At 63.6% G+C, this 26,226-nt stretch carries 23 protein-coding genes and 1 pseudogene; 18 read left to right on the top strand and 6 right to left on the bottom strand.

The genetic code is table 11. The annotated features are described in order from the left end of the window. The first annotated feature begins 68 nt into the window (after positions 1-68). The 4 genes from LVY71_RS03175 (at position 69) to LVY71_RS03160 (ending at position 3,271) form a co-directional block, all read left to right on the top strand. Positions 69-1,895, top strand: coding sequence for a sensor histidine kinase (locus LVY71_RS03175; RefSeq protein ID WP_283842499.1), 1,827 nt, complete (start codon positions 69-71; stop codon positions 1,893-1,895). Next, on the top strand, positions 1,846-2,352 hold the full coding sequence (locus tag LVY71_RS03170; RefSeq protein WP_235098102.1) for an HPr kinase/phosphorylase: 507 nt from the start codon (positions 1,846-1,848) through the stop codon (positions 2,350-2,352). The genes LVY71_RS03175 and LVY71_RS03170 overlap by 50 nt, the downstream gene beginning before the upstream one ends. A gap of 206 nt (positions 2,353-2,558) precedes the next feature. Further along, a complete protein-coding gene (locus LVY71_RS03165; protein WP_006022367.1) occupies positions 2,559-2,960 on the top strand; it encodes a PTS sugar transporter subunit IIA in 402 nt (133 codons plus the stop codon). Continuing rightward, the gene (locus LVY71_RS03160) at positions 2,957-3,271 is read left to right on the top strand and encodes an HPr family phosphocarrier protein (protein ID WP_235098100.1); all 315 of its coding nucleotides are present in this window, start codon (positions 2,957-2,959) and stop codon (positions 3,269-3,271) included. The genes LVY71_RS03165 and LVY71_RS03160 overlap by 4 nt, the downstream gene beginning before the upstream one ends. A gap of 110 nt (positions 3,272-3,381) precedes the next feature. On the opposite strand, the gene LVY71_RS03155 is transcribed toward LVY71_RS03160, so the two are convergent. After that, complete coding sequence (locus LVY71_RS03155; RefSeq protein ID WP_235098098.1) at positions 3,382-5,094, bottom strand: glycosyltransferase family 39 protein; 1,713 nt, start codon at positions 5,092-5,094, stop codon at positions 3,382-3,384. Between the two features lie 152 nt (positions 5,095-5,246). On the opposite strand from LVY71_RS03155, the gene lepA reads away from it, so the two are divergent. Then, positions 5,247-7,052, top strand: coding sequence for a translation elongation factor 4 (lepA, locus tag LVY71_RS03150; RefSeq protein WP_235098096.1), 1,806 nt, complete (start codon positions 5,247-5,249; stop codon positions 7,050-7,052). A 22-nt stretch (positions 7,053-7,074) separates the two neighbouring features. Here the strand turns inward: lepA and LVY71_RS03145 are convergent, their stop codons facing one another. Beyond that, positions 7,075-8,316, bottom strand: coding sequence for an alpha/beta fold hydrolase (locus LVY71_RS03145; RefSeq protein WP_235098094.1), 1,242 nt, complete (start codon positions 8,314-8,316; stop codon positions 7,075-7,077). Positions 8,317-9,222: 906 nt separating this feature from the next. Here LVY71_RS03145 and LVY71_RS03140 point away from each other — a divergent pair. Beyond that, positions 9,223-9,405, top strand: a pseudogene (locus tag LVY71_RS03140) (YegP family protein); the annotation flags it as partial. Positions 9,406-9,542: 137 nt separating this feature from the next. On the opposite strand, the gene LVY71_RS03135 reads toward LVY71_RS03140, so the two are convergent. After that, positions 9,543-11,762, bottom strand: a complete 2,220-nt coding sequence (locus tag LVY71_RS03135) for a sensor domain-containing protein (RefSeq protein ID WP_235098092.1) — start codon at positions 11,760-11,762, stop codon at positions 9,543-9,545. A 431-nt stretch (positions 11,763-12,193) separates the two neighbouring features. Here LVY71_RS03135 and mepA point away from each other — a divergent pair, with 431 nt between their 5' ends. The 5 genes from mepA to modC all read left to right on the top strand — a co-directional run bounded on the left by mepA (position 12,194) and on the right by modC (position 16,205). Next, on the top strand, positions 12,194-13,096 hold the full coding sequence (mepA, locus tag LVY71_RS03130; RefSeq protein ID WP_235098090.1) for a penicillin-insensitive murein endopeptidase: 903 nt from the start codon (positions 12,194-12,196) through the stop codon (positions 13,094-13,096). A 56-nt stretch (positions 13,097-13,152) separates the two neighbouring features. Next, on the top strand, positions 13,153-13,827 hold the full coding sequence (locus LVY71_RS03125; RefSeq protein WP_349629876.1) for a hypothetical protein: 675 nt from the start codon (positions 13,153-13,155) through the stop codon (positions 13,825-13,827). Positions 13,828-13,998: 171 nt separating this feature from the next. Then, on the top strand, positions 13,999-14,823 hold the full coding sequence (modA, locus tag LVY71_RS03120; protein ID WP_235098088.1) for a molybdate ABC transporter substrate-binding protein: 825 nt from the start codon (positions 13,999-14,001) through the stop codon (positions 14,821-14,823). A 12-nt stretch (positions 14,824-14,835) separates the two neighbouring features. Further along, the gene (gene modB, locus LVY71_RS03115) at positions 14,836-15,531 is read left to right on the top strand and encodes a molybdate ABC transporter permease subunit (RefSeq protein WP_235098087.1); all 696 of its coding nucleotides are present in this window, start codon (positions 14,836-14,838) and stop codon (positions 15,529-15,531) included. 2 nt (positions 15,532-15,533) lie between these two features. Beyond that, the gene (gene modC, locus LVY71_RS03110) at positions 15,534-16,205 is read left to right on the top strand and encodes a molybdenum ABC transporter ATP-binding protein (protein ID WP_235098085.1); all 672 of its coding nucleotides are present in this window, start codon (positions 15,534-15,536) and stop codon (positions 16,203-16,205) included. 52 nt (positions 16,206-16,257) lie between these two features. Here modC and LVY71_RS03105 read toward each other — a convergent pair whose 3' ends face one another. Beyond that, positions 16,258-17,130 (bottom strand): ABC transporter substrate-binding protein, encoded by an 873-nt coding sequence (locus tag LVY71_RS03105; RefSeq protein WP_235098083.1) that lies wholly within the window; start codon positions 17,128-17,130, stop codon positions 16,258-16,260. A gap of 79 nt (positions 17,131-17,209) precedes the next feature. Here LVY71_RS03105 and LVY71_RS03100 point away from each other — a divergent pair, with 79 nt between their 5' ends. Then, the gene (locus LVY71_RS03100) at positions 17,210-18,232 is read left to right on the top strand and encodes a FecCD family ABC transporter permease (protein WP_235100000.1); all 1,023 of its coding nucleotides are present in this window, start codon (positions 17,210-17,212) and stop codon (positions 18,230-18,232) included. Further along, positions 18,229-19,014, top strand: a complete 786-nt coding sequence (locus LVY71_RS03095; protein ID WP_235098081.1) for an ABC transporter ATP-binding protein — start codon at positions 18,229-18,231, stop codon at positions 19,012-19,014. Before LVY71_RS03100 ends, LVY71_RS03095 begins: the two co-directional genes overlap by 4 nt. A gap of 3 nt (positions 19,015-19,017) precedes the next feature. On the opposite strand, the gene LVY71_RS03090 is transcribed toward LVY71_RS03095, so the two are convergent. Next, the gene (locus LVY71_RS03090) at positions 19,018-20,814 is read right to left on the bottom strand and encodes a potassium/proton antiporter (RefSeq protein WP_235098079.1); all 1,797 of its coding nucleotides are present in this window, start codon (positions 20,812-20,814) and stop codon (positions 19,018-19,020) included. A gap of 266 nt (positions 20,815-21,080) precedes the next feature. Between LVY71_RS03090 and LVY71_RS03085 the strand changes: the two genes are divergently transcribed. The 5 genes from LVY71_RS03085 to LVY71_RS03065 all read left to right on the top strand — a co-directional run bounded on the left by LVY71_RS03085 (position 21,081) and on the right by LVY71_RS03065 (position 25,353). Continuing rightward, a complete protein-coding gene (locus LVY71_RS03085) occupies positions 21,081-22,394 on the top strand; it encodes a mechanosensitive ion channel family protein (RefSeq protein ID WP_235098076.1) in 1,314 nt (437 codons plus the stop codon). A 6-nt stretch (positions 22,395-22,400) separates the two neighbouring features. After that, complete coding sequence (sfsA, locus tag LVY71_RS03080) at positions 22,401-23,129, top strand: DNA/RNA nuclease SfsA (protein ID WP_235098074.1); 729 nt, start codon at positions 22,401-22,403, stop codon at positions 23,127-23,129. A 127-nt stretch (positions 23,130-23,256) separates the two neighbouring features. Then, positions 23,257-24,084 (top strand): type I methionyl aminopeptidase, encoded by an 828-nt coding sequence (gene map, locus LVY71_RS03075; protein WP_235098072.1) that lies wholly within the window; start codon positions 23,257-23,259, stop codon positions 24,082-24,084. A gap of 138 nt (positions 24,085-24,222) precedes the next feature. Next, positions 24,223-24,936, top strand: coding sequence for a RadC family protein (radC, locus tag LVY71_RS03070; RefSeq protein ID WP_235098070.1), 714 nt, complete (start codon positions 24,223-24,225; stop codon positions 24,934-24,936). Between the two features lie 141 nt (positions 24,937-25,077). Continuing rightward, positions 25,078-25,353, top strand: a complete 276-nt coding sequence (locus LVY71_RS03065; RefSeq protein ID WP_235098067.1) for a hypothetical protein — start codon at positions 25,078-25,080, stop codon at positions 25,351-25,353. Between the two features lie 143 nt (positions 25,354-25,496). Here LVY71_RS03065 and LVY71_RS03060 read toward each other — a convergent pair whose 3' ends face one another. Next, the gene (locus tag LVY71_RS03060) at positions 25,497-26,225 is read right to left on the bottom strand and encodes an AprI/Inh family metalloprotease inhibitor (RefSeq protein WP_235098065.1); all 729 of its coding nucleotides are present in this window, start codon (positions 26,223-26,225) and stop codon (positions 25,497-25,499) included. Position 26,226 lies beyond the last annotated feature (1 nt).

Genomic DNA, 26,226 nt, shown 5'->3' with positions numbered 1-26,226 from the left:
GGGAGGCTCTCGCCGGTCCGTTGGTGGTATAGTGTTCATCGAGAGCGAAACAACGAACGGTTCAGCGCTTGCTTGATCGAACGCAGCATGATCGCGACGACGATGCCGAACTCGGCGCGCCGCCGCTCGCGCCGGTGTCGGACGAGCGCGCTGCACCGGACGAGGAAACGGGCCGGGGCTGGCGCAGTCCGCTCGACCTGATCCGGCGCGCGGGGCGCTACTTCGTCGCCCTCACCTTCTCAAGCCTCACCCGCCGCATCGTATCGCTCAATCTGATCGGCCTGATCGCGATGCTCGCGGGCATCCTGTATCTGTCGCAATTCCGCGCCGGACTGATCGACGCCCGCGCGCAAAGTCTGCTGGTGCAGGCCGAAATCATCGCGGGCGCGATCGCCGCCTCCGCCACCGTCGAGACCAACGCCATCACCGTCGACCCGGAGCGGTTGCTCGATCTTAAACCCGGCGAAACCTACGGCCCGAACGACGAAACCCTCACCAGCATTGACTTCCCGATCAACCCGGAGCGCGTCGCGCCGGTGCTGCGGCGGCTGATCTCGCCGACCAAGACCCGCGCGCGCATCTATGACCGCGACGGGGTGCTGGTGCTCGACAGCCGCAATCTTTACGGCCGCGGCGACGTGCTGCGTTTCGAATTGCCTCCGCCGTCGAGCGAAAAGCCCGGCTTCGCCGAAAAGACCATGATCGCGATCCGCACCTGGCTCAATCGCGGCGACCTGCCGCTGTATCGCGAGCTTGGACCGGAGAACGGCAACGGCTATCAGGAAGTGCAGCAGGCGCTCGATGGCCGCAAGGCCAGCATGGTGCGGATCAACGACCGCGGCGAGGTGATCGTCTCGGTGTCGGTGCCGGTACAGCGTTTCCGCGCCGTGCATGGCGCGCTGATGCTGTCCACGCAGGGCGACGACATCGACCAGATGGTCACCGCCGAGCGGCTCGCGATCCTGAAAGTGTTCGGCATCGCCGCCGTGGTGATGATCGTGCTGTCGCTGCTGCTGGCCTCGACCATCGCCGGTCCAATGCGCCGCCTCGCCGACAGCGCCGAGCGCGTCCGCCGCCGCATCCAGACCCGTGTGGAAATTCCGGACTTCTCCTCGCGCGGCGACGAGATCGGCCATCTGTCGCGCGCGCTACGCGGCATGACCGACGCGCTCTACAACCGCATCGAGGGCATCGAGCGGTTCGCCGCCGACGTCGCGCATGAATTGAAGAACCCGTTGACCTCGATGCGTTCGGCGGTCGAAACCCTGCCGCTGGCGAAGTCCGACGACAGCCGCTCGCGGCTGCTCGCCGTGATCGAGCACGACGTGCGCAGGCTCGACCGGCTGATCTCCGACATTTCCGACGCCAGCCGCCTCGATGCCGAATTGCAGCGGCAGGATGTGGAGCCGGTGGACATCCGCCGCCTGCTCAACACGCTGACCACCGTCGCCAACGAGACCCAGCACGGCACCGAAGTCACCGTCGAATGCCGCTTCGAGGGCCGCGTGAACGACACGTTCTCGGTGCCGGGCCATGACTCGCGGCTGGGACAGGTGATTTCCAATCTGCTCAGCAACGCGCAATCGTTCTCGCAGCCCGGCAGCAAGGTGCGCATCACCTGCCGCCGCCTCAAGTCCGAGATCGAGATCACGGTGGACGACGACGGCGCCGGTATTCGCCCCGGCGCGCTGGAGAAAATCTTCGAGCGCTTCTACACCGACCGGCCCCATCAGGGCTTCGGACAGAACTCGGGTCTCGGACTATCGATCTCCAAGCAGATCATCGAGGCCCATGGCGGACGCATCTGGGCCGAGAACCGCGCCGGTCCGCTCGACGCCGAAGGCGATGCCCGCATCGCCGGCGCGCGCTTCGTGGTCCGGCTCCCGGCAATATGAGACCGCGCTCGTGACGCCGAACGACAACCCTAGCGTCCATGCCTCGGCGGTGCTGGCGGGATATCAGGCCGTGCTGATTCGCGGCCCCTCCGGCGCGGGCAAATCGCGGCTGGCGTTCGATCTCATTCTGGCCGGCCGCGCAGGGCAGCTTCCCGCCACCACCCTGATCGGCGACGATCGTGTTCGCCTGATGGTTCGCGACGGCAGGCTGACCGTGCGGAGCGTCGAGGAACTGGCGGGTAAAATCGAGCTTCGCGGGCTCGGGATCCGGACTGTCGGCTTTGCCCCAGAAGGCGACGTCGGGCTGGTGGTCGATCTTGACGCAGCCGATGCCGAGCGTCTTCCACCCCCCTGGGCGCTGATAACCACGATTTCCGGGGTGAAAGTGCCTCGCATCCCGGTCGCGCCCGGCCATGCCGCCCTGCCCCTGGTGCTGGCATTCCTTACAACAACTTAAGGTTTCAAAACTGAACTTCTGACCATCGGATGATTGCTCTCCGGTGGCCACTCGCCATATAAGCCGAACCTTCGCCACTGACGACAGCCAGCGAACTGCCTCTTAAGGGGGTGCGTGGCAACATCCCCCCTTGCGCCGGGGCTCTGGATGGTCAACATGTGGCCCTTTCGTGCGGTGCATCAAAAAGCGCCCGCGAGGAGTTTTGAATGATTGGTCTAGTACTGGTGACCCACGGGCGTCTTGCCGACGAGTTCAAGGCGGCGCTCGAGCATGTCATGGGTCCGCAAAAACAAATCGAATCGATCACGATTGGCGCCGAAGACGATGCCGATCTGTGTCGCAGCGATATCATTGAAGCCGTCAAGCGCGTGGACAGCGGCGACGGCGTCGCGATTCTCACCGACATGTTCGGCGGCACACCGTCGAACCTTGCGATCTCCTGCATGAGCCGGCCCAAGGTCGAAGTGCTCGCCGGCATCAATCTGCCGATGCTGGTTAAGCTCGCCAAGGTGCGCGACGACAAGCCGCTGCCGGACGCGATCGCCGCCGCGCAGGAAGCCGGCCGCAAGTACGTGACGATCGCCAGCCGGGTGCTCGCCGGAAAATGAGCTCAGCGCCGGACGAGCAGACAGCGCAGCCCGGCGTTATCGTCCGTGAACTTCCCATCATCAATAAACGCGGCCTTCATGCGCGCGCCTCTGCGAAGTTCGTACAGATGGCGGAAAAGTTCGACGCCGAACTGACCGTGACGCGAAACGGCGAGACCGTCGGCGGCACCTCAATCATGGGGCTGATGATGCTCTCCGCCGGTATAGGCACCTCGATCACTGTGACCGCGAGCGGCCGCGAAGCCAAAGCCGCGATCGACGCCATCACCGAACTGCTCGCCAATAAATTCGGCGAAGAAGAAGCGGGCTGAATCCTCATCCTGAGGAGCGGCTTTTTTTGGCCGCGTCTCGAGGGATGAGGATGCGCTGAATCTCATGGTTCGAGAGGGCGCAAGAGCGCCTCCTCACCATGAGGACAATCTCACTTCTCGTCATCGTCCGGCTTTTCCGGACCCTTGATCCAGATCTTCCATTTCACCGCCGGTCCTGCCTTGCCGTGGAAATAGCGCCGCGAGGTGAGATCGACGCGCTCCGCGTTCGGCACGGTGTCGTTCATCCACTTCTCGCACACGTGAATCAGGTTGTCCCTCGAATCGCAGATGCCGATGAAGCCCAGCCGCATCGCCTCCTCGAGGCTGGTCAGGCCCGAGGCCCAGATCTCGCGCGGCGTGAACGGCGCAGGATGGTCGGGACTGTAGAACGTCAGCGGCTCGCCGATTTCGGTGGTGCCTGCGACCACGGCCCAGCGGGTGTTGAAGCGCGCGCGCCAGGCTTCGGTCAGTTGCAGCGCGAATTCCGACTTCGGCGTGAACGGCACTCCGGCGTCCCCGTCGCGCCGCACCGTCTGCGCCGCGATGATCGGCGAGACCAGCAGCATGATCAGCGTGAAGCCCAGCCACATCACCATCAGCCGGATCAGCGCCATCTGCGTCACGCGCAGCGCGGGGATCGCGACCAGCGCCAGCGGCACCAGGAAGAACAGCGAAATGCCCCAGTCGGTCTTCATGTAGATGCCGAACACCACCGCGGCGATCGGCGGCAGCAGACCGACAATGATCTGGATGATCCAGATGTTGCGGGCCTGCGTCAGATACACGCCGGGATTCGGTCCGCGCATCCACGGACGTTTCACCGAGTCCATGAACTCGCGGGCAAGGCCCTTGCGGCGGATGGATTTCCACCATTGCAGCTTCCACGCCAGCCCGATCGCCGCGAAGGCGACAGGGATCAGCAGCAACCCGATGTTGTGCGCCAGATAGACCGACGCCAGCCGCAGCGTGGTGCCAAAGGTCCGCCCGCCATAGACATCGTCGGCATAGATCAGCGGCAGGAAATCCGCCTGCTTCAGCCACCACAGATGCGGCAGCATCCCGACGAAGCATGCCACGAATGCCACCCATGGCGCGGGCGAGCGCAGGAATCGCATCCGGTCCGGATGAATCAGCGCCGCGAGACCGACCGCGCCGATCATGGTCAGCACCCAGTATTTCGTCATCAGCGCCAGTGCCGCCGCGAGGCCGAGCCAGATGCCGGAGCGCACGTCGCGTTTCTCGAACGCGTTCAGATAGGCCAGCACGAACAGGGGCAGCGTGACGAGCTGCAGCAGGTCGGGATTGTACTTGAAGCCCTTGAAGGTGAAGACCGGATAGAGCGCCAGCATCGCCACCGAAAACATCGCCCGGCGGTGATCGACCACGCGCACCGCGATCAGCCAGCAGATCACCAGCCCGATGCCCGTCACCGTCATCGCCAGCGCATAAGTGGCCCAGTCGGTGACGGGGAAGATTCTGAACCAGACGCCCGCGACCCAGCCGGCCAGCGGCGGATGCTTGCCGTAGCCGAGCAGGAATTTCTGGCCCCAGGCGTAGGCCTCGGCGACATCCATGTGGATGTCCTGCGCGCTCTTCAGCGCGGTGAGGATGATGGTCCAGAGCAGCGTATGGGCGACGGCGAAACCGATGACGAATTTGAGCGAGGTGCTCGGATCGTGCGCCGCCGCTGCGATCCACGCCGCCACGCGGCGGGTGACGGGGACATGGCGCAGCCGCGCCTTCTGCCGGGAGCGCAATCCGGTGCGCGGGCCGGGATTTTTTCCGGTTCGGCGCCCGGTCTGCGTCGATGAAACCTCTGACATTCCAGTGACCCGTGTCGGCTGTGATTGCTGATGGTTGCTAGCAGCGCGGAGCCTGCGACGGCAACAGCAAATCATTGCGATTTCTGCGGAAGTCAGCCCCGGAACAGCCCAATTTTGTTGCCGCTTGGAAGCGTCAATGCTATCCCGCGCCCATGACAACTGCCCCTATTTCCAACATCCGCAACTTCTCCATCGTCGCCCATATCGACCATGGCAAATCGACGCTGGCCGACCGCCTGATCCAGACCACCGGCGGGCTGGAGGCGCGCGAGATGAAGGAACAGGTGCTCGATTCGATGGACATCGAGCGCGAGCGCGGCATCACCATCAAGGCGCAGACCGTCCGCCTCAATTACAAGGCGAAGGACGGCAAGAGCTACATCTTCAACCTGATGGACACGCCGGGCCACGTCGACTTCGCCTACGAAGTCTCGCGCTCGCTGGCGGCCTGCGAAGGCTCGCTGCTGGTGGTGGACGCGTCGCAGGGCGTGGAAGCCCAGACGCTTGCCAACGTTTATCACGCGCTCGACGCCGGTCACGAGATCGTGCCAGTGCTCAACAAGATCGACCTGCCCGCCGCCGAACCCGAGCAGGTCAAGCAGCAGATCGAAGACGTGATCGGCATCGACGCCTCCGAGGCGGTGATGATCTCGGCGAAGACGGGTCTCGGGATTCCCGACGTGCTGGAAGCCATCGTCACCCGCCTGCCGCCGCCGAAGGGCGACCGCGACGCGACGCTGAAGGCACTGCTGGTCGATAGCTGGTACGACGTCTATCTCGGCGTCGTGGTTCTCATCCGCGTCGTCGACGGCGTGATGAAAAAGAATTCCCGCATCCGCATGATGGGCACCGGCGCGGCCTACGACGTCGAGCGCGTCGGCTTTTTCACGCCGAAGATGACGCAGGTCGACGAACTCGGCCCCGGCGAAATCGGCTTCATCACCGCGGCGATCAAGGAAGTTGCCGATACCCGCGTCGGCGACACCATCACCGACGACCGCAAGCCGGTCACCGAGATGCTGCCGGGCTTCAAGCCCGCGGTGCCGGTGGTGTTCTGCGGACTTTTTCCTGTCGATGCCGACGACTTCGAGACGCTGCGCGCGGCGATGGGCAAACTGCGCCTGAACGACGCAAGCTTCTCATTCGAGATGGAGACCAGCGCTGCATTAGGTTTTGGCTTCCGCTGCGGCTTCCTCGGCCTCTTGCATCTGGAAATCATCCAGGAGCGGCTCTCCCGCGAGTTCAATCTCAACCTGATCGCCACCGCGCCGTCGGTCATTTACAAGATGCACCTCACCGACGGGCAGGAGATCGAGATTCACAATCCGATCGACATGCCGGACGTGGTGAAGATCGCCGAGATTCACGAGCCGTGGATCGAGGCCACCATCCTCACCCCGGACGACTATCTCGGCAGCGTGCTGAAGCTGTGTCAGGAGCGCCGCGGCAACCAGATCGAGCTGACCTATGTCGGCGCCCGCGCCATGGTGAAATACGCGCTGCCGCTCAACGAAGTGGTGTTCGACTTCTACGATCGGCTGAAGTCGGTTTCAAAGGGCTACGCCTCGTTCGACTATCACCTCACCGACTACAAGCCAGCCGATCTGGTGAAGATGCAGATCCTCGTCAACAACGAGCCGGTGGACGCGCTCTCGATGCTGGTGCACCGGACTCGCGCCGAAGGCCGCGGCCGCGCCATGGTCGAGAAGATGAAGGAGCTGATCCCGCCGCATATGTTCGTGATTCCGATCCAGGCGGCGATCGGCGGCAAGATCATCGCCCGCGAAACAGTGCGCGCACTGCGCAAGGACGTCACCGCGAAGTGCTACGGCGGCGACATCAGCCGCAAGCGCAAACTTCTGGAGAAGCAGAAGGAAGGCAAGAAGAAGATGCGGCAGTTCGGCAAGGTCGACATCCCGCAGGAAGCGTTCATTGCCGCGCTGAAGGTGGATAGCTGAGCGTCTCCGGCCAGCATCCGCCCTACTTCCCCGCCTTTGGCAGCGCGCGGCAATTGCTCGCCGCCCTCTCGCCCCTGAACCGGGCATCGACATAAGCCACCGCGTCGGCTCCGCCCTTCACCATCGAACCGTCGTGGTCTACGCCGGCGACCGGCCGGTACTCGAGCCTGTTGCCGCCCGCGCAGAGCTGGCGCGCCAGACTGTCGGTATCCGTCGGCGGCACAGTGATGTCGGCCGTCCCCTGCATGATCATGGTCGGCGCCTTGATGCGCAGATGGCCCGGCTCGTTCTGCCGCGTCATCTTGAGAAACGCGCGCAGATCCGGCTTGGCGACGAACTGGTCCTTCGCGATGGCGGTCGACCAGTATCCCTTCGTCAGCGATTGCGTCATGCAGCCCTGGAACAGGTCCGGCAGATGCGACAGCGCCTCAGGCGTGAGAATGCGCTTGAGATCGATCTTCGGATCGGCTTGCGCATAGGACCGGAGCACGTAGAGAACGTAAGGCAACGACAGCTCGGTCTTCGCCGACGTCATCACCAGCTTTACACGGTCCGCAATATGCGAGCCGGGCGCGAAGGCGACATTGCCGACCAGTTTGAACTTCGGAACATAAGAGGGCCCGATGGCCGCCGCGAACAGATCGACCTGCCCGCCCTGCGAGTGGCCCGCCACCGCATAGCGCTTGCCGATCTTCGGCTCGATCACGCGCACGGCTTCCAGCATGTCGAGGGCGTTGCGGGCGGTCGGCACGCCCTGCAGATACGGCTGGTCGCCCGGCGTGCCGAGGCCTTCGTAGTCGGTAGCGACGATCGCGTAACCTTGCTTCACGAAGCCATCAAGCAGCGTGCGCATGACGGCGACATAGTCGTGTTCCGGGCCGCTGTCGGTATCGCGTGACGGCGCGCAGATGGGCGCAAGCCCGATCGTCCCATGGGTCCAGACGATCACCGGCCAGCCGCCTCGCGGCGCTTCTCCCTGCGGAATCGACAGGGTGCCCGAGACGGCGACGCTGCCGCCCTTCGCGCCCGCCGAACGATAGAGAACCAGCGTGTTCTTCTTCGCGCTCGGCAATGCCATGGTGCCGTCGAGCGGACGCGACCAGATCACCGAACCGCGCGGCCCGTTCGGCAGCGGCGACGGCGGGGTGTAGAACGCATCGCCCGCAGGCCCGGCGGGAATGGACGCCGCCGTCGCGGCGGCCAGCGCCATATGAAAAAAGGCGATGCTTGCAGTCGCAACAGCAATCCGACGCGCGATGGTCATTCAGCCCGCTTCCCTTCTTGAGTCCTGTCCGTCGATAGCGGCTGGCACCTGAAGATTGCGTAAAGGCCGCCTGCCTCATCGCGGTGGGCTCTTGACGCACGCGAGTAAAAAGACTATATTCCTATTCACCCTTTTGCGCTCATGACGCGGAAGGATGAACTTCACAGCCGCCACCCCATCACGTCGGGGCGCTGGCAAGGTGGAGCGCCGGGAGGCGCAGCGTTCGGGCGGAAGGCCTCGCAAACCTTTCGCTCCAGAACGCGCGCGCCTCGCGAGACGGACTCGCAACCCGCTCTCGTCAGGCACGCGGACGGACCCCTCGCCAGGGTTCGTCGAAGGGTGCCTCGCAAGCACTCTGGCGCCTCCCGGCGCTCCATTCTCTCTTCAACGAGAGACGGAAAACAGGACCGGGCTGTCCGCGCCCTCGATAAAGCGGATGCATCGGCGCGTTTGGCGTCCTGAATGAACGGGGCAATGTATTTACGACGTCATTGCGAGCCAACGGTCGGCGCCGAAAGTGCATTTACGCGCGTCTATGACGCGCCATGGCGCCGCCCGATGACAGGCTCCGCGAAGCAATCCATATTTTTCCGATCTCAAAATCAATTTCAAAGCGCTAGCGAAGGAACAACTGGATTGCTTCGTCGCAAGCGCTCCTCGCAACGACGAGGCAGCACGATCTTGTATCGCTATAGACTCTTGCAATCCCTGCGAAATAATCGCGCGGACAACATCATCACGGCGACGCCTCATCGCGATGATGTCGCCGCAGGCTGCCGTTCATCCTGCGTTCAAGCCGAATCTGCTCGATGCGCGCGTGAGGAAACGCGCGGGCTTTGCTTGACTCTTCGCGCGCATCCTCCGAGTCTGGCTCGCCTGCAAAATTTCCAACCATCGGAGAGAGTGATGGCCTACAAGTTTGAGATCTACAAAGACAAGGCCGGAGAATTCCGTTTCCGCTTCAAAGCATCGAACGGCGAAAAAGTGTTCGCCTCGGAAGGGTACAAGAGCAAGGCATCCGCCAAGAGCACGATCAAGTCGATCGTGAAGCACGTCGGCAAGGCCGAGATCGACGACGTCTCGAAGGCCGTGAAGGCCAAGACCGCGAAGAAAACCAAGAAGGCGAAGAAGAAGAAATCGAAGAAGTGATTTAGGCGAATAAAAAACCCCGGCGCGAGCCGGGGTATTTCATTGATGGTGACGCGAGGCGCGCGCCGGTGACCCTGTCAGGCCACCATCGTCGCCCGCTCTTCGCGTGCGTTGCGTTGCGCCAGCAAAAGCTGGGTGATCTCGGCGTTCGGCCGCGCCCGGCTGAACAGAAAACCCTGACCTTCGTGACAGCCTTCCGCGCGCAGGCAGCTCAGCTCGGCTTCGGTCTCGACGCCTTCCGCCGTGATGGTCACGCCAAGTCCCATGCCGAGGCTGATGATCGAGCGGACGATGGCCTGCGCATCCTGGTTGGAGCCGAGGTCGCGCACGAACGACTGGTCGATCTTGATCTTGTCGAACGGGAAGCTGCGCAGGTAGCTCAGCGACGAATAGCCGGTGCCGAAATCGTCCATCGAAATCCGCACCCCGAGCGCGCGCAGCGCGTGCAGCGTCGCCAGCACCTGGTCGCTCTTGTCGAGCAGCAGGGTTTCGGTGATCTCCAGTTCAAGCCGTTTCGGCGACAGGCCCGATGCTTTCAGCGCGTCCATCACCACGGACAAGAGGTTGCCGACGCGGAATTGCAGCGGCGACAGGTTGACCGCGACGCGCACGTCATCCGGCCACTGCGCCGCGTCCATGCAGGCGCGCCGCAGCATCAGGCCGCCGACCGCGTTGATGAGGCCGGTTTCTTCGGCGACCGGAATGAACTCCGCCGGCGAAATCATGCCGCGCTCGGCGTGCGGCCAGCGCACCAGCGCCTCGAAGCCCGTGATCTGTCCGCTCTTGAGATCGACCAGCGGCTGGTAATGCGGCTGCAGCACGCTGTTCTCGATGGCGGCGCGCAGATCGATTTCGATGCGCCGGCGCGCCTGGGCGCGGGCGTCCATTTCCGCCTCGAAGAAGCTGAAGGTGCCGAGCCCTTCGCTCTTGGCCCGCGACAGCGCCATGTCGGCGTTCTTGAGCAGTTTCTCGGCGTCATCGCCGTCGCCGGGCGCGATGGCGATGCCGATGCTGGCGCCGCTGACGATGGTATGGCCGTCGAACAGATAGGGCTCGCTGATCGCCGCGATCAGCCGGCGCGCCAGCATGGCGACCTCTTCCGGCCGCGTGACTCCGGCCTGCACCACGGCGAATTCATCGGAGCCGAGACGCGCGATGGCGTCCTCCTCGCGCAGCGACGAGCGCAGCCGTTTGGTCACGCCCTTCAAGAGCTTGTCGCCGATCGCGTGGCCCAGCGTATCGTTGATGGCCTTGAAGTTGTCGAGGTCGAGGAACAGCACCGCGACCTTGTCGCCGCTGCGCCGGGTGTGCGCCAGCAATTCGTCGAGCCGCTGCCGCAGCAGGATGCGGTTCGGCAATCCGGTGAGGCCGTCGTGCTGCGCCATGAAGGCGAGCCGCGCCTCGGCGCGCTTGCGCTCGGTGATGTCCATCAGTGCCAGCAGGACCGAGGGCTTGCCTTCGAACACCAGCAGGCGGGAATAGATCGCGACATCGATCAGCGAGCCGTCGGCCTTGACGTGTTTCCAGGTCCGCGCGGCGCGCTCCTCGGTGCTCTGGTCGCCGGTCCACGGCGTTTCCTGATCGAACGCCTGAACGTCCGAAATCTTCAGCTTCTCGAAATGCTCGCGCGCGTAACCGTAGTGCGCGATGGCGGCATCGTTGACGCCGATGATCCGCTCGCTGTCCTGGGCGCAGACGATCATCGGGACCGGATTGCCGTCGAACAGCAGCCGGAACGAGGCTTCGCGCTCCTTCAGATCGGTGATGTCGACGCGCAGGCCGATCACGCCGCCGTCGCTGGTCAGGCGTTCATCAATCAGGATGCAGCGGCCGTCGGCCAAGACTTGCTCATGGGCGTGGCCCGGATGATACATTTTATCCAGGCGCTCGTTGATCCACTCCTCTTCGTGGCCGATGGCTTCGGGATAATCGCCGCGGGCGACGCCGACTTTCAGCGTGTCGCGCAGCTTCGCGCCATGCTTGAACAGATCCGCGCTCTTTGAATAGATCTCCGCGTACTTCTTGTTCCAGAGGATGTAGCGGCCGTCGGCATCGAGAAACACGATGCCCTGCGGAAGGATATCGATGGCTTCGCGCAGCCGCGCGTCCGACTTCTGGGCGTCCGCGATCGCCGCCTCGGCTTCGGCGCGCGTGCGCACGATCTCGCTGATTTCGGAAACCTTGCGCCGTCTGGTCAGCAATTTCGGCGCGGCTTTCGGCCGGCGAACCGCCAACTTCCCCCGCGCCAGCTTCGCCTTGACGATCCTGTTTCTTGCTTTTGGCCGATGTGTCGGCATTGCCCCGCCATTCCCGCATTCTGCGCGGGTAGTCTTGGTACAAGTATCTGAAAAAAAGGTTCCTTTCCCGGGACGGCTGCGTGCTCGGCACACAAGGTTTGCAAAGCGTGAATCGCGGTTGCCTATTCGGCGGGCTGCTCCAACATCGTGCCCGGTCTTTTCGGCGTAAGATGCAGCATACTGCTGTTGCATTCGGGAATGATCACCGCAGTCACGCGACATTGATGTCCCGCTTGCACAACAAATGGGCCGCGAACCGGCGCAAATATGCGGTGAATGCTGCTCGCACCATTTTCCGCCAGTCTTCGCCATGGCTAACGGCTGGTTAAAGAGGCCGAGCGGTCTCGTCGCCGGACCGGCGTTACGCTATAACGCGCGCCATGATGCCGTGCCGTCCGATTCTCGCGATCACCCTGGCGACGACGTTCGCGATGTCTGCTGTCACACTGACGGCAGGTCCGGCGCGGGCGCAGGACAAAGGCAGCGTCAATCCGAAGCCGCTGCCGCCGCTCACCAATCCCAATGATCCGACTCTTGCGGCCAAGGAATTGTTCGGCCGCAAACCGCTGCCCGCGTCCCTCGCGGTAAGATCGATCGGTTTCTACGCCAAGGGCTGCATCGCCGGCGCCGTCGCGCTGCCGATCAACGGATCGGCATGGCAGGTGATGCGGCTCTCGCGTAACCGCAACTGGGGACATCCGGACCTGATCGCGCTGCTCGAGCGGCTGGCGGTGAAGGCCCAGAAGACCGCGGGATGGCCGGGATTGCTGGTGGGCGACATGTCGCAACCGCGCGGCGGGCCGATGCTCACCGGCCATGCCAGCCATCAGGTGGGACTGGACGCCGATATCTGGCTGACGCCGATGCCGAACCGGCAGCTCTCGCGCGAGGAACGCGAGGAAACATCCGCGGTGATGATGGTGCGGAAGGATCGCCTCGACATCGATCCCCAGACATGGACGCCGTCGCATCTTCCGGTCATCCGCGCCGCGGCGCAGGAGCCGCAGGTGGAGCGCATCTTCGTCAACGCCGCCATCAAGAAGGCGCTGTGCCGGGAAGCCAAGGGCGATCGAAGCTGGCTGTCCAAGGTGCGCCCGATGTACGGACACGATTATCATTTTCATGTCCGCATGAAATGTCCGCCAGGCAGCACCAATTGCGAAGCGCAGCCGCCGCCAAACGAGAGCGAAGGATGCAGCGCCGGCGATCTCGCCTACTGGTTCAGCGACGCCGTGCTGCATCCCAAGTCGCCGGTGACGCCGCCGAAGCCGAAGCCGCCAATGACGCTGGCGGATCTGCCTGCCGAATGCCGGCAGGTTCTGCTCGCGCCGTAGAGTCTGATCCCGGCAAGCAGGACCGGCTGTCACAACAGCGGCGTCAAAAAAATGCCGTGACTATCGCGTATGCGTGCATCGATACCGGAGCCAGCCAGATCATGACCCACCCCACCATCATCGAAGCTGTTGACGAACCGGGACGCAACACCGGCGATGCGGTGACTGCCGTGATCAAGTCCTCCGATGTCATGATCACCGTTGGATTGAACATGACGCGACAGACCTTTGCCGTCCTCGCCGCCGTCTCAGTCCTGCTGGGATCGTCATACGCTTGGGCTCAGGAGCCCGTCGGCTGCGACAAGTTCAGATGGGATGTGACACGAGAACGCGCGGCGCTCTCGCAGACCAACGTTCCCAAGCTCGCCTCCGGCAGCGATCTGACCGGGGCATTGCCGCAGACCGTCATCCTCGACCTCAAGCCTGCGGCGGAGGCGAAGCTGCCCTCGCCGCCCGAACGCGCGCCGAAGCCGGATACATTCGCCGGCTTCAGCACGGTGAAAAACATCCCCGCGAATGGCGTCTATTCGATCAGCCTGTCCGGATCCGCTTGGGTCGACGTTCTCCAGAACGGCAGCTTCCTCAAGCCGAAGGTCTTCAGCGGCGTCACCGGCTGCGACGGCATCCGCAAGACCATCAAATTCGATCTCATTGCCGGTCCGGCGATTATCCAGATCAGCGGCGTCTCGGAGACTGCCATTAAAATGGCCATCGCGCCTGTAATTGAGTAGCGAACGAGGACTTTACGCAGGACCCACGACTGATATTGTCCCCAAGAACGATACTCCGGCACGCTGCGCGCTGCCGGGGCTGCCGGAACGGCGCTTCCGCTTGTCGTCAGATGAAATGATCGAAGCCGGTCGACGTGCGCTCGCTGCGCGCGAGCCGCTATGGAGCGCCAAATGACCTTTATGTCCCGACTTCTTGTTATGACCGCGCTTGTCTGCGCGCCACTTTTTTCCATTACCCATGCTCAGGACGCCAAGCCTGCCGGTGCGCCGCCGACAGTCGTCCAGGACAAGACCATTACCGTGTTCGCCGCGGCATCCATGAAGAACGCGCTCGACGAAGCCAATGCCGCCTACACCGCGAAAACCGGCATCAAGGTGGTCGCAAGCTATGCCGCCAGCTCCGCACTGGCCAAGCAGCTCGAACAGGGCGCGCCGGCGGACATCTTCATCTCCGCCGACACCGACTGGATGGATTATTCCGCCGGCAAGAAGACCGTCAGCGATCCGACCCGCGTCAACCTGCTCGGCAACAAGATCGTGCTGATCGCGCCGAAGGATTCCCACGTTGCGAGCGTCATGATCGGACAGGGCTTCGATCTCGCCAAGCTCGCGGGCGACGGCAGGATCGCAACCGGCGACGTGAAGTCCGTGCCGGTCGGCAAATACGCCAAGGCGGCGCTGGAAAAGCTCGGTTCGTGGCAGGCGGCGGAATCGAAATTCGCGATGGCCGAGAGCGTCCGTGCCGCGCTGGCGCTGGTGGCGCGCGGTGAAGCGCCGCTCGGTATCGTCTACGAGACCGACGCCAAGGTCGAACCCGGCGTGAAGATCATCGGCGCCTTCCCGGCGGATTCGCATCCGGCGATCATCTATCCGGTCGCGGCGACCACAAGCGCGAAGCCGGACGCGACGCCTTATCTCGCATTCCTGCGCTCGGCGGCGGCGAAGGCGATTTTCGAAAAGTACGGCTTTACGTTCCTGATCAAGCCGACAGCCTGATAACGCACCGACGTGTCCGAAATTTCCGCTGAAGAATGGACGGCGATCCTGCTCTCGTTGCGGGTCGCCTCCATTGCCACGCTGGTCGCCACGCCGCTCGGCATCGCCGTGGCGTGGCTGCTGGCGCGGCATAATTTCTGGGGCAAGGCTGCGCTTGACGCGTTGATCTATCTGCCACTGGTGCTGCCTCCGGTCGTGACGGGCTATCTGCTGCTGCTGACATTCGGCCGCAAGGGCCTGGTCGGCGGCTGGCTTGCCGATCACCTCGGCATCGTGTTCGCGTTCCGCTGGACCGGCGCGGCGCTGGCCTGCGGCGTGATGTCGTTCCCGCTGCTGGTGCGGCCGATCCGCCTCTCCATCGAAGCGGTGGATCGCAAACTGGAACAGGCGGCGAGCACGCTCGGTGCGGCGCCCTGGCGCGTCTTCCTCACCGTCACGCTGCCTCTGGCCCTGCCGGGAATCGTCGCCGGCATGGTGCTCGGCTTCGCCAAGGCCATCGGGGAATTCGGCGCGACGATTACCTTCGTCTCCAACATTCCCGGCGAGACCCAGACGATTTCGGCGGCGATCTATTCACTGACCCAGACGCCCAATGGCGACGCCGCCGCGCTACGCCTTGTGATGGTATCGATTGCGATCGCTATGATCGCGCTGATCGCCTCCGAAGTCCTGGCGCGCCGCGCCACGCAACGCCTGCACGGCTATTGAAAATGCTGCTGGTCGATATCGAAAAGCAGCTTGGCGAATTCCGGCTCAGCGTGTCGTTCACAAGCGACGGGCTGGTGACGGGCCTGTTCGGCAATTCCGGCACCGGCAAGACCTCGATCATCAACCTGATCGCAGGGCTCATCACGCCCGACCGGGGCCGGATGTCGCTCGACGGAGACATCCTCGACGACACGGCAACCGGCCTGCATATTCCTCCGCACAAGCGGCGCATGGGTTATGTGTTTCAGGACGCCCGGTTGTTTCCGCATTTCAGCGTCCGGCAGAATCTCGATTACGGACGGCGCATGAACGGACTCGATCCCGATGCCGCCGCCGAGAAACACACCGTCGATCTGCTCGACATCGGCCATCTGCTCGATCGCCGTCCCGCGCAACTTTCGGGCGGCGAGCGCCAGCGCGTTGCGCTTGGCCGTGCGCTGCTGGCAAAGCCGAAGCTGCTGCTGCTCGACGAGCCACTCGGCGCGCTCGATGACGAGCGCAAGGCGGAGATCATGCCGTATTTCGTGCGGCTGCGCGACGAGGCCAGCGTGCCGATGGTTCTGGTCAGCCATGATGCCAACGAGGTGCGGCAACTGGCGACCAATGTCGCAATCCTGAAAGGCGGCAAGGTCGCGGCCTTCGGCGGCGTCGAGGTCCTGCCGGTTGCCCTTTAAGGGTGCGCATGGTCTGACCCGAAAACCGCTTCACACTTTTCGGGATCACGCGCTACTTCAGCGCCTTGATCGCGGTCGCGAGATAATCCAGGCCCTGCACCAACGGCGGGCCGCCGCACAGCGTATACCGTTCGGGAAGATCGATCCGCCGGTTCGCGCCATAGCGCGCCAGCAGCGCCGGATGCGTGATGAACAGCGCGCCCTGATCGCGCGCCTCGGATGGCGGGTCCTGCAACACCAGCACGTCCGGCCCGTCGGTCAGCAAATGTTCGAGCGACACGAAGCCGCCCTGCTCGGCAGACATGAAGCCGCCGGCTCCCGACGATCCACGATCGGGCGCACGCAGTCCGGCGATCGACAACATGCCCGAGGCCAGACTGGCCGGACCTTCGCGGTATCCTTCGCGCTGAATGACCAGCGCCGTCAGCGGCGGCTTCATCGCCACAGCGGCCAGTCTTGCCTCGGCCTGTTCAAGCTGACGGGCCAGCGCCTCGCCGCGTTCGGGATGACCGATCAGCGCTCCGAGCTCGCGCGCCTGCCGCCGCGCATCCGCGAGATTGCGGATGAGATCGACATCCACCACGCGGATGCCCATCGCGCTCAGCATGGCATGGATCGGGCGATGGCTGGGACCGCCGAGCACCAGATCCGGCGCGAGGTTCACCACCGATTCCGCATCCCAATCCAAACGGGGAAACGACGCGGCCTTGCCGGTCATGACCGAGAGAACCGGATTGACTGCGTAGGGCGACAGCCCGGCGATCTGCCCCGGATCGGCCAGCGCAAGCAGCAACTGGTCGGCGCAGAGGTTGAACGACACGATCCGCCTGGGCAAGCCGTCCGCGCGCGCGTCCTGCGCGTTGCTGCCAAGCGCCGCAAACATGGCCAAAACAAGCGCGGCCGCAAAGATGGTTTTCTTGATCATGATGGCCTGTTATGCCACGTCCATTGTGTTGCGTCAGCGGCTGTTCGGCCGTGAAGATACGCCGGAATATCGGAACGGAATGACCAGCGATCGCCAGGAACATCTTCAGGGCACCCTGCTGACCGCGATGCTGGCCGTGCTGGTGGCGGTGCTGTTCGTGCTGTCGCTCATGACCGGTCCTGCGCAGTTCTCGCCGCGCACCGTCGTCGCGGCGCTGTTTTCCGATCAGGGCGTCGCCTCGATCATCGTGCGCGATATTCGCCTGCCGCGCACCCTGCTGGCGCTGCTGATCGGCGCGACGTTTGGTTTAGCTGGCGCATCGTTGCAGGGCCTGCTGCGCAATCCGCTCGCCGAGCCGTCGCTGTTCGGGGCGCCGCAGGCCGCTGCTGCGGCGGCGGCAGCGATCATGGCCTTCGGTCTGGCGAATGCGCTGTCGCTGGCGGTGCCGCTCGGCGGCATCGCAGGCGCATTGCTGTCGGTCGGCGCGCTGGTCGCCATCGCCGGACGCCGCGCGTCGCTGACCGTGACTCTCCTGGCCGGCCTTGCACTCGCAAGCCTTGCGGGGGCGGCCATCGCCCTCATTCTCAATCTCGCGCCCAATCCCTACATCGCGCTGGAGATCGCGTTCTGGCTACTCGGCTCGCTGCGCGACCGCAGCATGGAACATGTCTGGCTGGCCGCGCCCTTCATGGTCACAAGCTGGCTCGTGCTGGCCATTAACGCCAGCGCGTTCCGCGCATTGACGCTCGGTGAGGACGCGGCGGCGTCGCTCGGCGTCAATGTCGAGCGCACCCGCGTGCTGGTGGTGATCGGCGTCGCCCTCGGGGTTGGTGCCGCTGTCTCGGTCGCGGGCGCGATTTCATTCGTCGGTCTGGTCGCACCGCACCTGGTGCGCCGCTTCTACGGGTCCGATCCTGCGCGCGTGCTGCTGCCGGCCTCGCTGGCAGGTGCAGCGCTGCTGATGGCCGCCGATATCGCCGTGCGGCTGATCCCGGCGGTCATCGAGATCAAGATCGGCGTGGTGACGGCGCTGATCGGCGTGCCGTTCTTCCTGGCGATGATCTTCCACGAGCGCCGCGCGCTGGAGGATGGCACGCAATGAAGCCGAACGCCGCACCGCGTCTCGTTGCAACCGGAATCACCGTCACGCGTGGCTCGGGCCCGATCGTGGACAATGCCGATCTGACGCTGAATGCCGGAGAACTTACAATCCTCGCCGGGCCCAACGGCGCCGGCAAAACCACGCTGGCGCGCGCCATGGCCGGGCTGATCGCGGCGGAAGGCTCCGTGACATTCGATAGCAGCAGCCTGCTCGAACTGGCGCCCCGCGCGCGCGCCCGCGCCATTTCCTATCTGCCGCAAGGACATGAGTTTCACTGGCCGATGCGAGTGGATGGTATCGTTGCGCTTGGACGCGAGCCGCATGCCGATCCGTTCTCGCAGACATCAGCGAAAGACCGCATCGCCATCGAACGCGCCATGGACGCGACCGCCGTTCGGGATTTCTCATCGCGGCTGATCACAACGCTGTCGGGCGGCGAACGGGCGCGCGTCGCCATAGCACGGGCGCTTGCCACCGAGGCGTCGGTGCTGATCGCGGATGAGCCGACGGCCTCGCTTGATGAGCGGCATCAGCTTATCGTCATGGACCTGTTGCAGCGGATCGCCCACCAGGGGACGGCGGTGCTCGCGATCATCCACGATCTCGCGCTGGCGATGCGGTTCGCGGATCGCGTTGTGGTGATGAACGAGGGCCACATCGTTGCCAACGATGTGCCGTCTCTGGCGCTGACGCCTGACCGCATCGCAGAGGTATTCGGCATTTCGGTCAATCGGGTCGAGACGCCGGATGGACCGCTGCTGCTGCCGTCCCGCGCTCTGTAACTTCTAGGCTCCGATCAGCCAGCTCCAGGCCCGCGCCAGCTTGCGCTTGGCAACGGCGCGCCGTGACGGAGGAGGAGCAGACACGTCTTCGTCTTCCGGCAGGCGAAGGCCGACAACACTCACGCGTGCGCCGCCGATATGGCGCGCCACCAGCACAATGGAATCGAGCGGGAGGGTCGCGCCCACGCGCGGCGCGTGATCGAGATGAATGTCGAAATAATCCGCAAGGGTCAGATGCGCGTCGCTGGGCGGGACGTTGATACCGTAGGTGTCGGCGACATCCCGCAGCGTGACATCGCCCGGCATCATGAAGTCGCCAAGCAGATGCGGGTCCGGCGCGGGTACCAGATGCATGTCGACGAAGAACCGATCCAGCGCTTCGGCCTTCTCCGGCGGCGCCAGCAGGTAGAGATAGTCGCCCTTCACCACCGGTTCGGCCTCGACGGGCGAGAGAATCTTTTCGTCGCGGATCACCAGCGTCGGCTTCGACCATGACGGGATCAGCCCGCGTTTCAGGAACAGGCTGTTGGCGCGGACCGGATAGCCGACCAGTTGCTGTTCGAGTTGTCCGGGCAGATCGAGTTCGACGCGCCGCGGGCCGCGATCCGCTCTGGGCAGCGCCACATGGAGCCAGCGCGCCGCCGAGGCCAGCGTCCAGCCTTGAAGCAACAGCGAGATGATGACGACGACGAAGGCGACATCGAAATAGACCTGCGCATTCGGCAATCCGACCAGCATCGGGATGGAAGCCAGAAAGATCGCGACCGCGCCGCGCAGCCCGACCCAGGCGATGAAAGTTCGTTCCCGCCAGTTGAACCGGAACGGCGCAAGGCAAAGAAAGACTGCGACAGGCCGCGCCACCAGCATCAGCACCAGCGCCACGCCAATCGCCGGAATCACCGTCTCCAGCGTCCGGCTGGGCGACACCAGCAGGCCGAGCATCACGAACATGACGATCTGGGCCAGCCACGTCGCGGCATCGAGAAAGGCAACGACGGAGTTATGCGCACGCGTCGGCCGGTTGCCGATCAGCATGCCGGCGACATAGACCGCAAGAAACCCCGAGGAATGGCAGATCTGCGCGATGCCGAAGATCACCAGCGCCGCCGTGGTGACGAACGGCGCATGCAATCCCTGTGGCAAAGAGACGCGGTTGAGCGCCAGCACCACCAGCCATGCACCGGTAACGCCGATCAGTCCGCCGAGAAAAACCTCGCGCGCGAATTGTACGGCGACGTGAAGCGAACTGCTCTGGCCGATGGACAGCAATTCCACCAGCACCAGCGTGAGAAAGATCGCAAACGGATCGTTGGTGCCGGATTCGACTTCCAGCGTCGCGCCGACGCGCGGCCGCAGCCGAAGACCCTGGGTGTGAACCAGCAGGAACACAGCGGCGGCGTCGGTGGACGCCACGACTGCGCCGACCAGCAGGGCTTCGGGCCAGCCGATGTTCAGACCGTATTTGGCGACCGGCGCCGTAATAAGCGCCGTCAGCAGCACACCGACCGTCGCCAACACGATGGATGGCGCCAGCACGGTGCGGATGGACTGGAAACGCGTTTTCAGTCCGCCGTCAAACAGGATCAGCGCCAAAGCCAGCGAGCCGACCAGATAGGTGGTCCGCACGTCGTCGAACCGGAGGCCGCCCGGCCCGTTTTCGCCGGCGGCCATACCGACGAACAGGAAGACCAGCAGCAGTGGCGCACCGAAGCGCAACGCGAGCAGGCTGGAAAGAATGCCCGCCATAACGAGGACGGAGCCGAGCAGAATGGCAATGCTGACCGAGTCGAGGGATGCCATTAGCTGGGTCTGTCTCCGTCTGCCACGATCTCAAATACTTGCACTTGCATGAATATCGTCGGAGCGCCTCCACGCCAACCCATTTATCGCCGCGATCACGATTGTGCCGGATTTGCTGGTGTTAAGTCCCCCGCGCGGCAGATTCCCGCGCCTGTCGCGACGGAATGTGTGAATCTCGCGAAATAACCGAATCGCGTCAGCGGTTTTAAGGTCAGATAAAATTCGAGGCCGCCGAACCGGTCTGCTTCTTTGAAGGTGAATGGCCCATGGAGTGGGACGATATCCGGCAGGCGTTGCAAGCCACCATCCGGGCCGCGGAGGCCTATCTCGTATCGCCATGGTTCTATGTGCAGGTCGGCATCATCCTCGTGGCGGCCGGCGTCTCGCTTGCATTCGCCAGCTTCCTGCGCAGCAGGATCGATCCCGCGTCGCTGGCGATGGGCCTGCCCGCACCGCTGCGCATGCTGGTCCGCGTCCTGATAAATCGCGCCGGCACAATTATCTTCGCGCTGCTGGCCACCATCGCCCGCGCCATCGTCGTGAAGACCGAAATCCTGAGACACGGCTACCTGCTCTCCACCGCAGCCAGCCTGGCCACCGCCTGGGTCGTCATCCGGCTGGCGACGAGCCTGATCCGGAACGAGTTCGTGGTGCGCGCGGTCTCCGTGACGGCATGGATCGTGGCGGCGCTGAGCATCATCGGCAAACTGGACGAAGTGTCGGCGGCGCTGGATTCGATATCCATCCCTCTTGGCGCGTTGCGCGTGACCCCGCTGCTGATCTTGAAGGTCGCCGTCTCCATGGGCATTGCCCTGTGGCTCGTCGGCCTGCTCGGCAATTTCCTCGAAACACGGATTTCGCGCTCGCGGGATCTCACCCCGTCGGTTCAGGTGCTGCTGATCAAGATGATGCGGCTGGCGTTGATGGTGGCGGCATTCGCCGTCGTGATGAGCGCGGCAGGCATCGACCTTTCCGTTTTCGCGATTTTCTCCGGCGCCATCGGCGTCGGCCTCGGTTTCGGTTTGCAGAAAATCGTGGCCAACTTCATCAGCGGGGTCATTCTGCTGGCGGACAAGTCGGTGAAGCCAGGCGATCTGGTCACCATTGGCGACAGTTCCGGCCGCATCAGCGCGATGAACACCCGTTATATTTCCGTGGCAGCGGGCGACGGCCGCGAGATCCTGATCCCCAACGAAGACCTCGTGACGCAGAAGGTCGTCAATTGGACCTACACCGACAAGAACATGCTGGTGAAGGTCAACTTCGCGACCAATTACGAGGCCGATCCTAACGTCGTCTGCAAGCTCGCCGTCGATATTGCCGGCCAGACGTCAAGCGTCGCCAGTTTCAAGCCGCCGAACTGCCTGCTGGTGGAGTTCGCGGAAACCTGCATGCGGTTCACGCTGACATTCTGGGTCGCCGATCTTGATGTCGGCCCCGACAATGTCCGCAGCGAAGTGATGCTCAAGCTGTGGGACGCCTTCAAGCGCGAGAACATCCGCGTGCCTTACCCGGTGCGCGAAATCCGGGTGCGCGGAGGCGCGCTGCCGGTCGAGACCGTGATCGACGTGCAGAACTGACGCGACATGCGCTTTGCCAGCGAACTGGTCCCGGCGACCCTGATCCGCCGCTACAAGCGCTTTCTTGCGGACGTCGCGCTTGCCGACGGCACGCTCATCACCGCCCATGTCGCCAATCCCGGTGCCATGACCGGCTTGCAGGCCGAGGGCGCGCGGGTCTGGCTCTCCAAATCTGCGAGCCTTGCGCGCAAGCTGCCTTATTCATGGGAACTCATAGAGGTGGACTTCGGCACTGCCCAGGAACTCGTCGGTGTCAACACCATGCACCCCAACCCGATCGTCGGCGAGGCGCTGGCCGCCGGCACAATTCCCGAACTTGCGGGATATGCGAGCATCCGCCGTGAGGTGAAGTACGGCCGCATCCTCAACGGCAAGGGTTCGCGGGTCGATTTCCTGCTGGAGGATGCCGCGCGGCCGCCCTGCTACGTCGAAGTCAAGAACGTGCATCTGATGCGCCGCGCAGGGATCGCCGAATTCCCGGATTCGGTGACCGCGCGCGGCGCAAAGCATCTCGACGAACTGGCGGAAATGGTCGTCTCCGGCGCCCGCGCGGTGATGCTGTTCGTGATCCAGATCGGCTCGGCCAATGCGTTCACGCTGGCCCGGGACATCGATCCCGCCTATGCCCGCGCCTTCGACAAAGCCCGGACCGCCGGCGTCGAAGCCTTGGCCTGGACCTGCGATCTCACCCGCCACGAGATCAGGCTGGGGCGTCCTGTTCCAATCGAACCCTGAAACGACAAAATAAGCCCTGAAAACAAGGCTTGGCAGCCCGGCATCCAGCGACGCTTGCGCTGGGGGCTGCATCCATTAAATTGAACAAGAATTCAGCAATTTCCTCGATTTGAAGCCAGACTCGCTCATGACCTATATCGAAGCCACCGACACCTCGCTGCGCAAGACCGGACAGATCAAGCTGCACGGCCCCGGCGCGTTTGCCGGCATGCGCAAGGCCGGAGCGCTGGTGGCACGATGCCTCGACGAACTGGCCGCCATCGTCCGCCCCGGCATCTTCACGTCGCAGATCGACGATTTCGTCCGCAAGTTCGCTTTCGACAACAACTCCTATCCCGCGACCTTGATGTATCGCGGCTACCGCTACTCGACCTGCACCTCGATCAACCATGTCGTGTGCCACGGCATGCCCGGCGACCGCCAGCTCAAGGAAGGCGACATCGTCAACGTGGACGTGACGTACATCGTGGACGGCTGGTACGGCGATTCCAGCCGCATGTATGCCGTCGGCGAGATTTCGCGCCGCGCAGAGCGGCTGATCGACGTCACCTATGAGGCGATGATGCGCGGCATCGCCGCCGTGAAACCCGGCGCCACCACCGGCGACATCGGCCACGCCATCCAGAGTTTCGTCGAGCCGCAGCAGATGAGCGTGGTGCGCGACTTCTGCGGCCACGGCCTTGGACGGATGTTCCACGACGAGCCGAACATCATCCACATCGGCCGCCCCGGCGAAGGCGTCGTGCTGCGGCCCGGCATGTTCTTTACCATCGAGCCGATGATCAATCTCGGCAAGCCGCACGTGAAGGTGCTCTCCGACGGCTGGACCGCGGTGACCCGCGACCGCTCGCTGTCGGCACAGTTCGAACATTCGGTGGGCGTGACCCAGGACGGCGTCGAAATCTTCACCCTGTCGCCCGGCAAGCTGGACAAGCCGCCTTACAAGACGGCGTAACGCAGAAGCATCTTCTCATCCGAACTTCCGCCACGGAATATTGGAGCCGGCAAGCCGCCGCCTGAAGCGGCATAAATGCCGGTTGCAAATGCCGCCGCGCACGGCGATGCTCACAGCATACTGAGTACGCATTGCGCCATGTCCGCCAAACCCGACGATCCGTCCGGATTTTCCGAAGCGCCGCACTATCACGGCCATCGCGAACGGCTGCGCGAGCGCTTTCGTGACGCCGGAGCGGATGCGCTCAGCGATTACGAATTGCTTGAAATGGTGCTGTTTCGCGCATTGCCACGTCGCGATGTCAAACCGCTGGCGAAATCGCTGATTGCGAAATTCGGATCGTTTGCGGAAGTGGTTCACGCGCCGGAGTTACGCCTGAAGGAAGTCAGCGGCCTGGGGGACTCCGCGATCACCGAGATCAAGCTGATCGCGGCAACCGCGAGCCGTGTTGCAAGGGGCCAGATCAACAAACAGAAGACCGTGCTGTCGTCATGGTCATCGGTGATCGAGTATTGCCGCGCCGCAATGGCATTTGCGGACAAGGAGCAATTCCGCATCCTGTTTCTCGACAAACGCAACCAGTTGATCGCGGACGAACTGCAGCAGGTCGGCACCATCGACCACACGCCGGTCTATCCGCGCGAGGTTGTGAAGCGTGCGCTTGAATTGTCGGCCACCGCGATCATTCTGGTGCACAATCATCCGTCCGGCGATCCCACGCCATCGACCGCCGATGTGCAAATGACGAAGTCGATCATGACGATCTCAGATCCGCTGGGCATCTCGGTGCACGATCACATCATTGTCGGCAAGAACGGCCACGCCAGTCTGAAGGGCCTGCGGCTGATGTAAAATTGGGCAGCGCAAGACGCTGCACCGTTAGGCGCCAGCCAATTGAGGTAGATCAATGAAGCTTCTCTGACGTTCGGAAATTCTTTTTGGATTGTAGCGCCGCGCGCGGATCCGTTTGGAATCGATCAAAGGAGACTATTGATGACCGCACTTGTAAGGCTTGCCGTTCCATCCGAAGAGGCTGAAACAAAAGCAAGCGATGTATTGATCCATGTGCGTTACACGCCGAGCGCGGAGATTTTCTTCATCGATGCGTTGCCCGCTCATCTGACGCCGAGGGAATGGCTGGACCGTCTGCTTGCCGGAGCATCGGATTATTACCAGGTCCTTGCGGGAGGCCGCGGCTTCTTCCGTATTCCGTGCAAGATTTTCGAGGTGATTTCGCCGCCGGCTTTGTCAGCGCAAGCCGCGGAATAGCGGCGGATATTTTCCGCGAACCTCACATCCTCATTCGCAGACGCATTGCCGGGTTGCCAACGATCGGGACTGGCCACGATGCCAGTCCCGGCGATATCGATGCGGTGCAGCCCCGCAGGTCAAGCGTCGCCCGGCCGCAGCGGCTACTGCCGCATCAGGATCAGCGGGTCCGCGCTGTCGGGAACGCGCCGCCACTGCGCATTGTCGTCGGCTTCGAAACGCCAGATCTCGCCTTTGGCCGATCGAAGCAACAATTCGCCGCGCTCGATGCGCCACGTGGTCGGCGCAAAACCCGCGACCAGCGGATCGCAACGCGGCTTCAAAAAGACCGCGAAGTTTTCCGGCGAGGTTTCGGTGTTGGTCAGAGTCAGTCCGCAGATCGACTTGCCGCTTTCGCGCATCATCGCCCAGTCGCCGATCAACTGGTCGGTCGATTTCGACAGGGCGCGGGCGGCAGCGAGGTTCTGAAGCAGGTAGATGCCCTCGCCTTCCCGCCGGCCCTCGAAGATGCCGCTTTCGACTTCGGTCACGTCGATGACCGATTCGCCCCTGACATCCTGCAGGCGAACGATGTCGAGACCCTTCACGCTCCAAGCCGCGATAGCCTTGGTGAAAGGCAGCGCCTCGCTGCAACCTTTCTCCAGTTCAAGCTTCAGGCCCTGCGGCGACGTCTCGTTCTTCAACGTGACGACGCAGGTCTTGTCACGGCCCGCCGTGGACAATTCCCATTGCCCGACCATATCGGAGGTCAGCGACCGCGTGTCTTGCGCCGCGGCGTTCTGCGAACCCAAAACGATGACAGTCAAGGCAAGCAGGCAAACCTGCTTGCCCAGCCGACCTCGAATGAAACCGGACAGCGCGGCGCGCGACACG

Source organism: Bradyrhizobium sp. G127, assembly GCF_021502575.1.
GTDB lineage: Bacteria > Pseudomonadota > Alphaproteobacteria > Rhizobiales > Xanthobacteraceae > Afipia.
The sequence above is the reverse complement of the archived record's forward strand: the minus strand, read 5'-3'. Positions and strand labels throughout refer to the sequence as shown.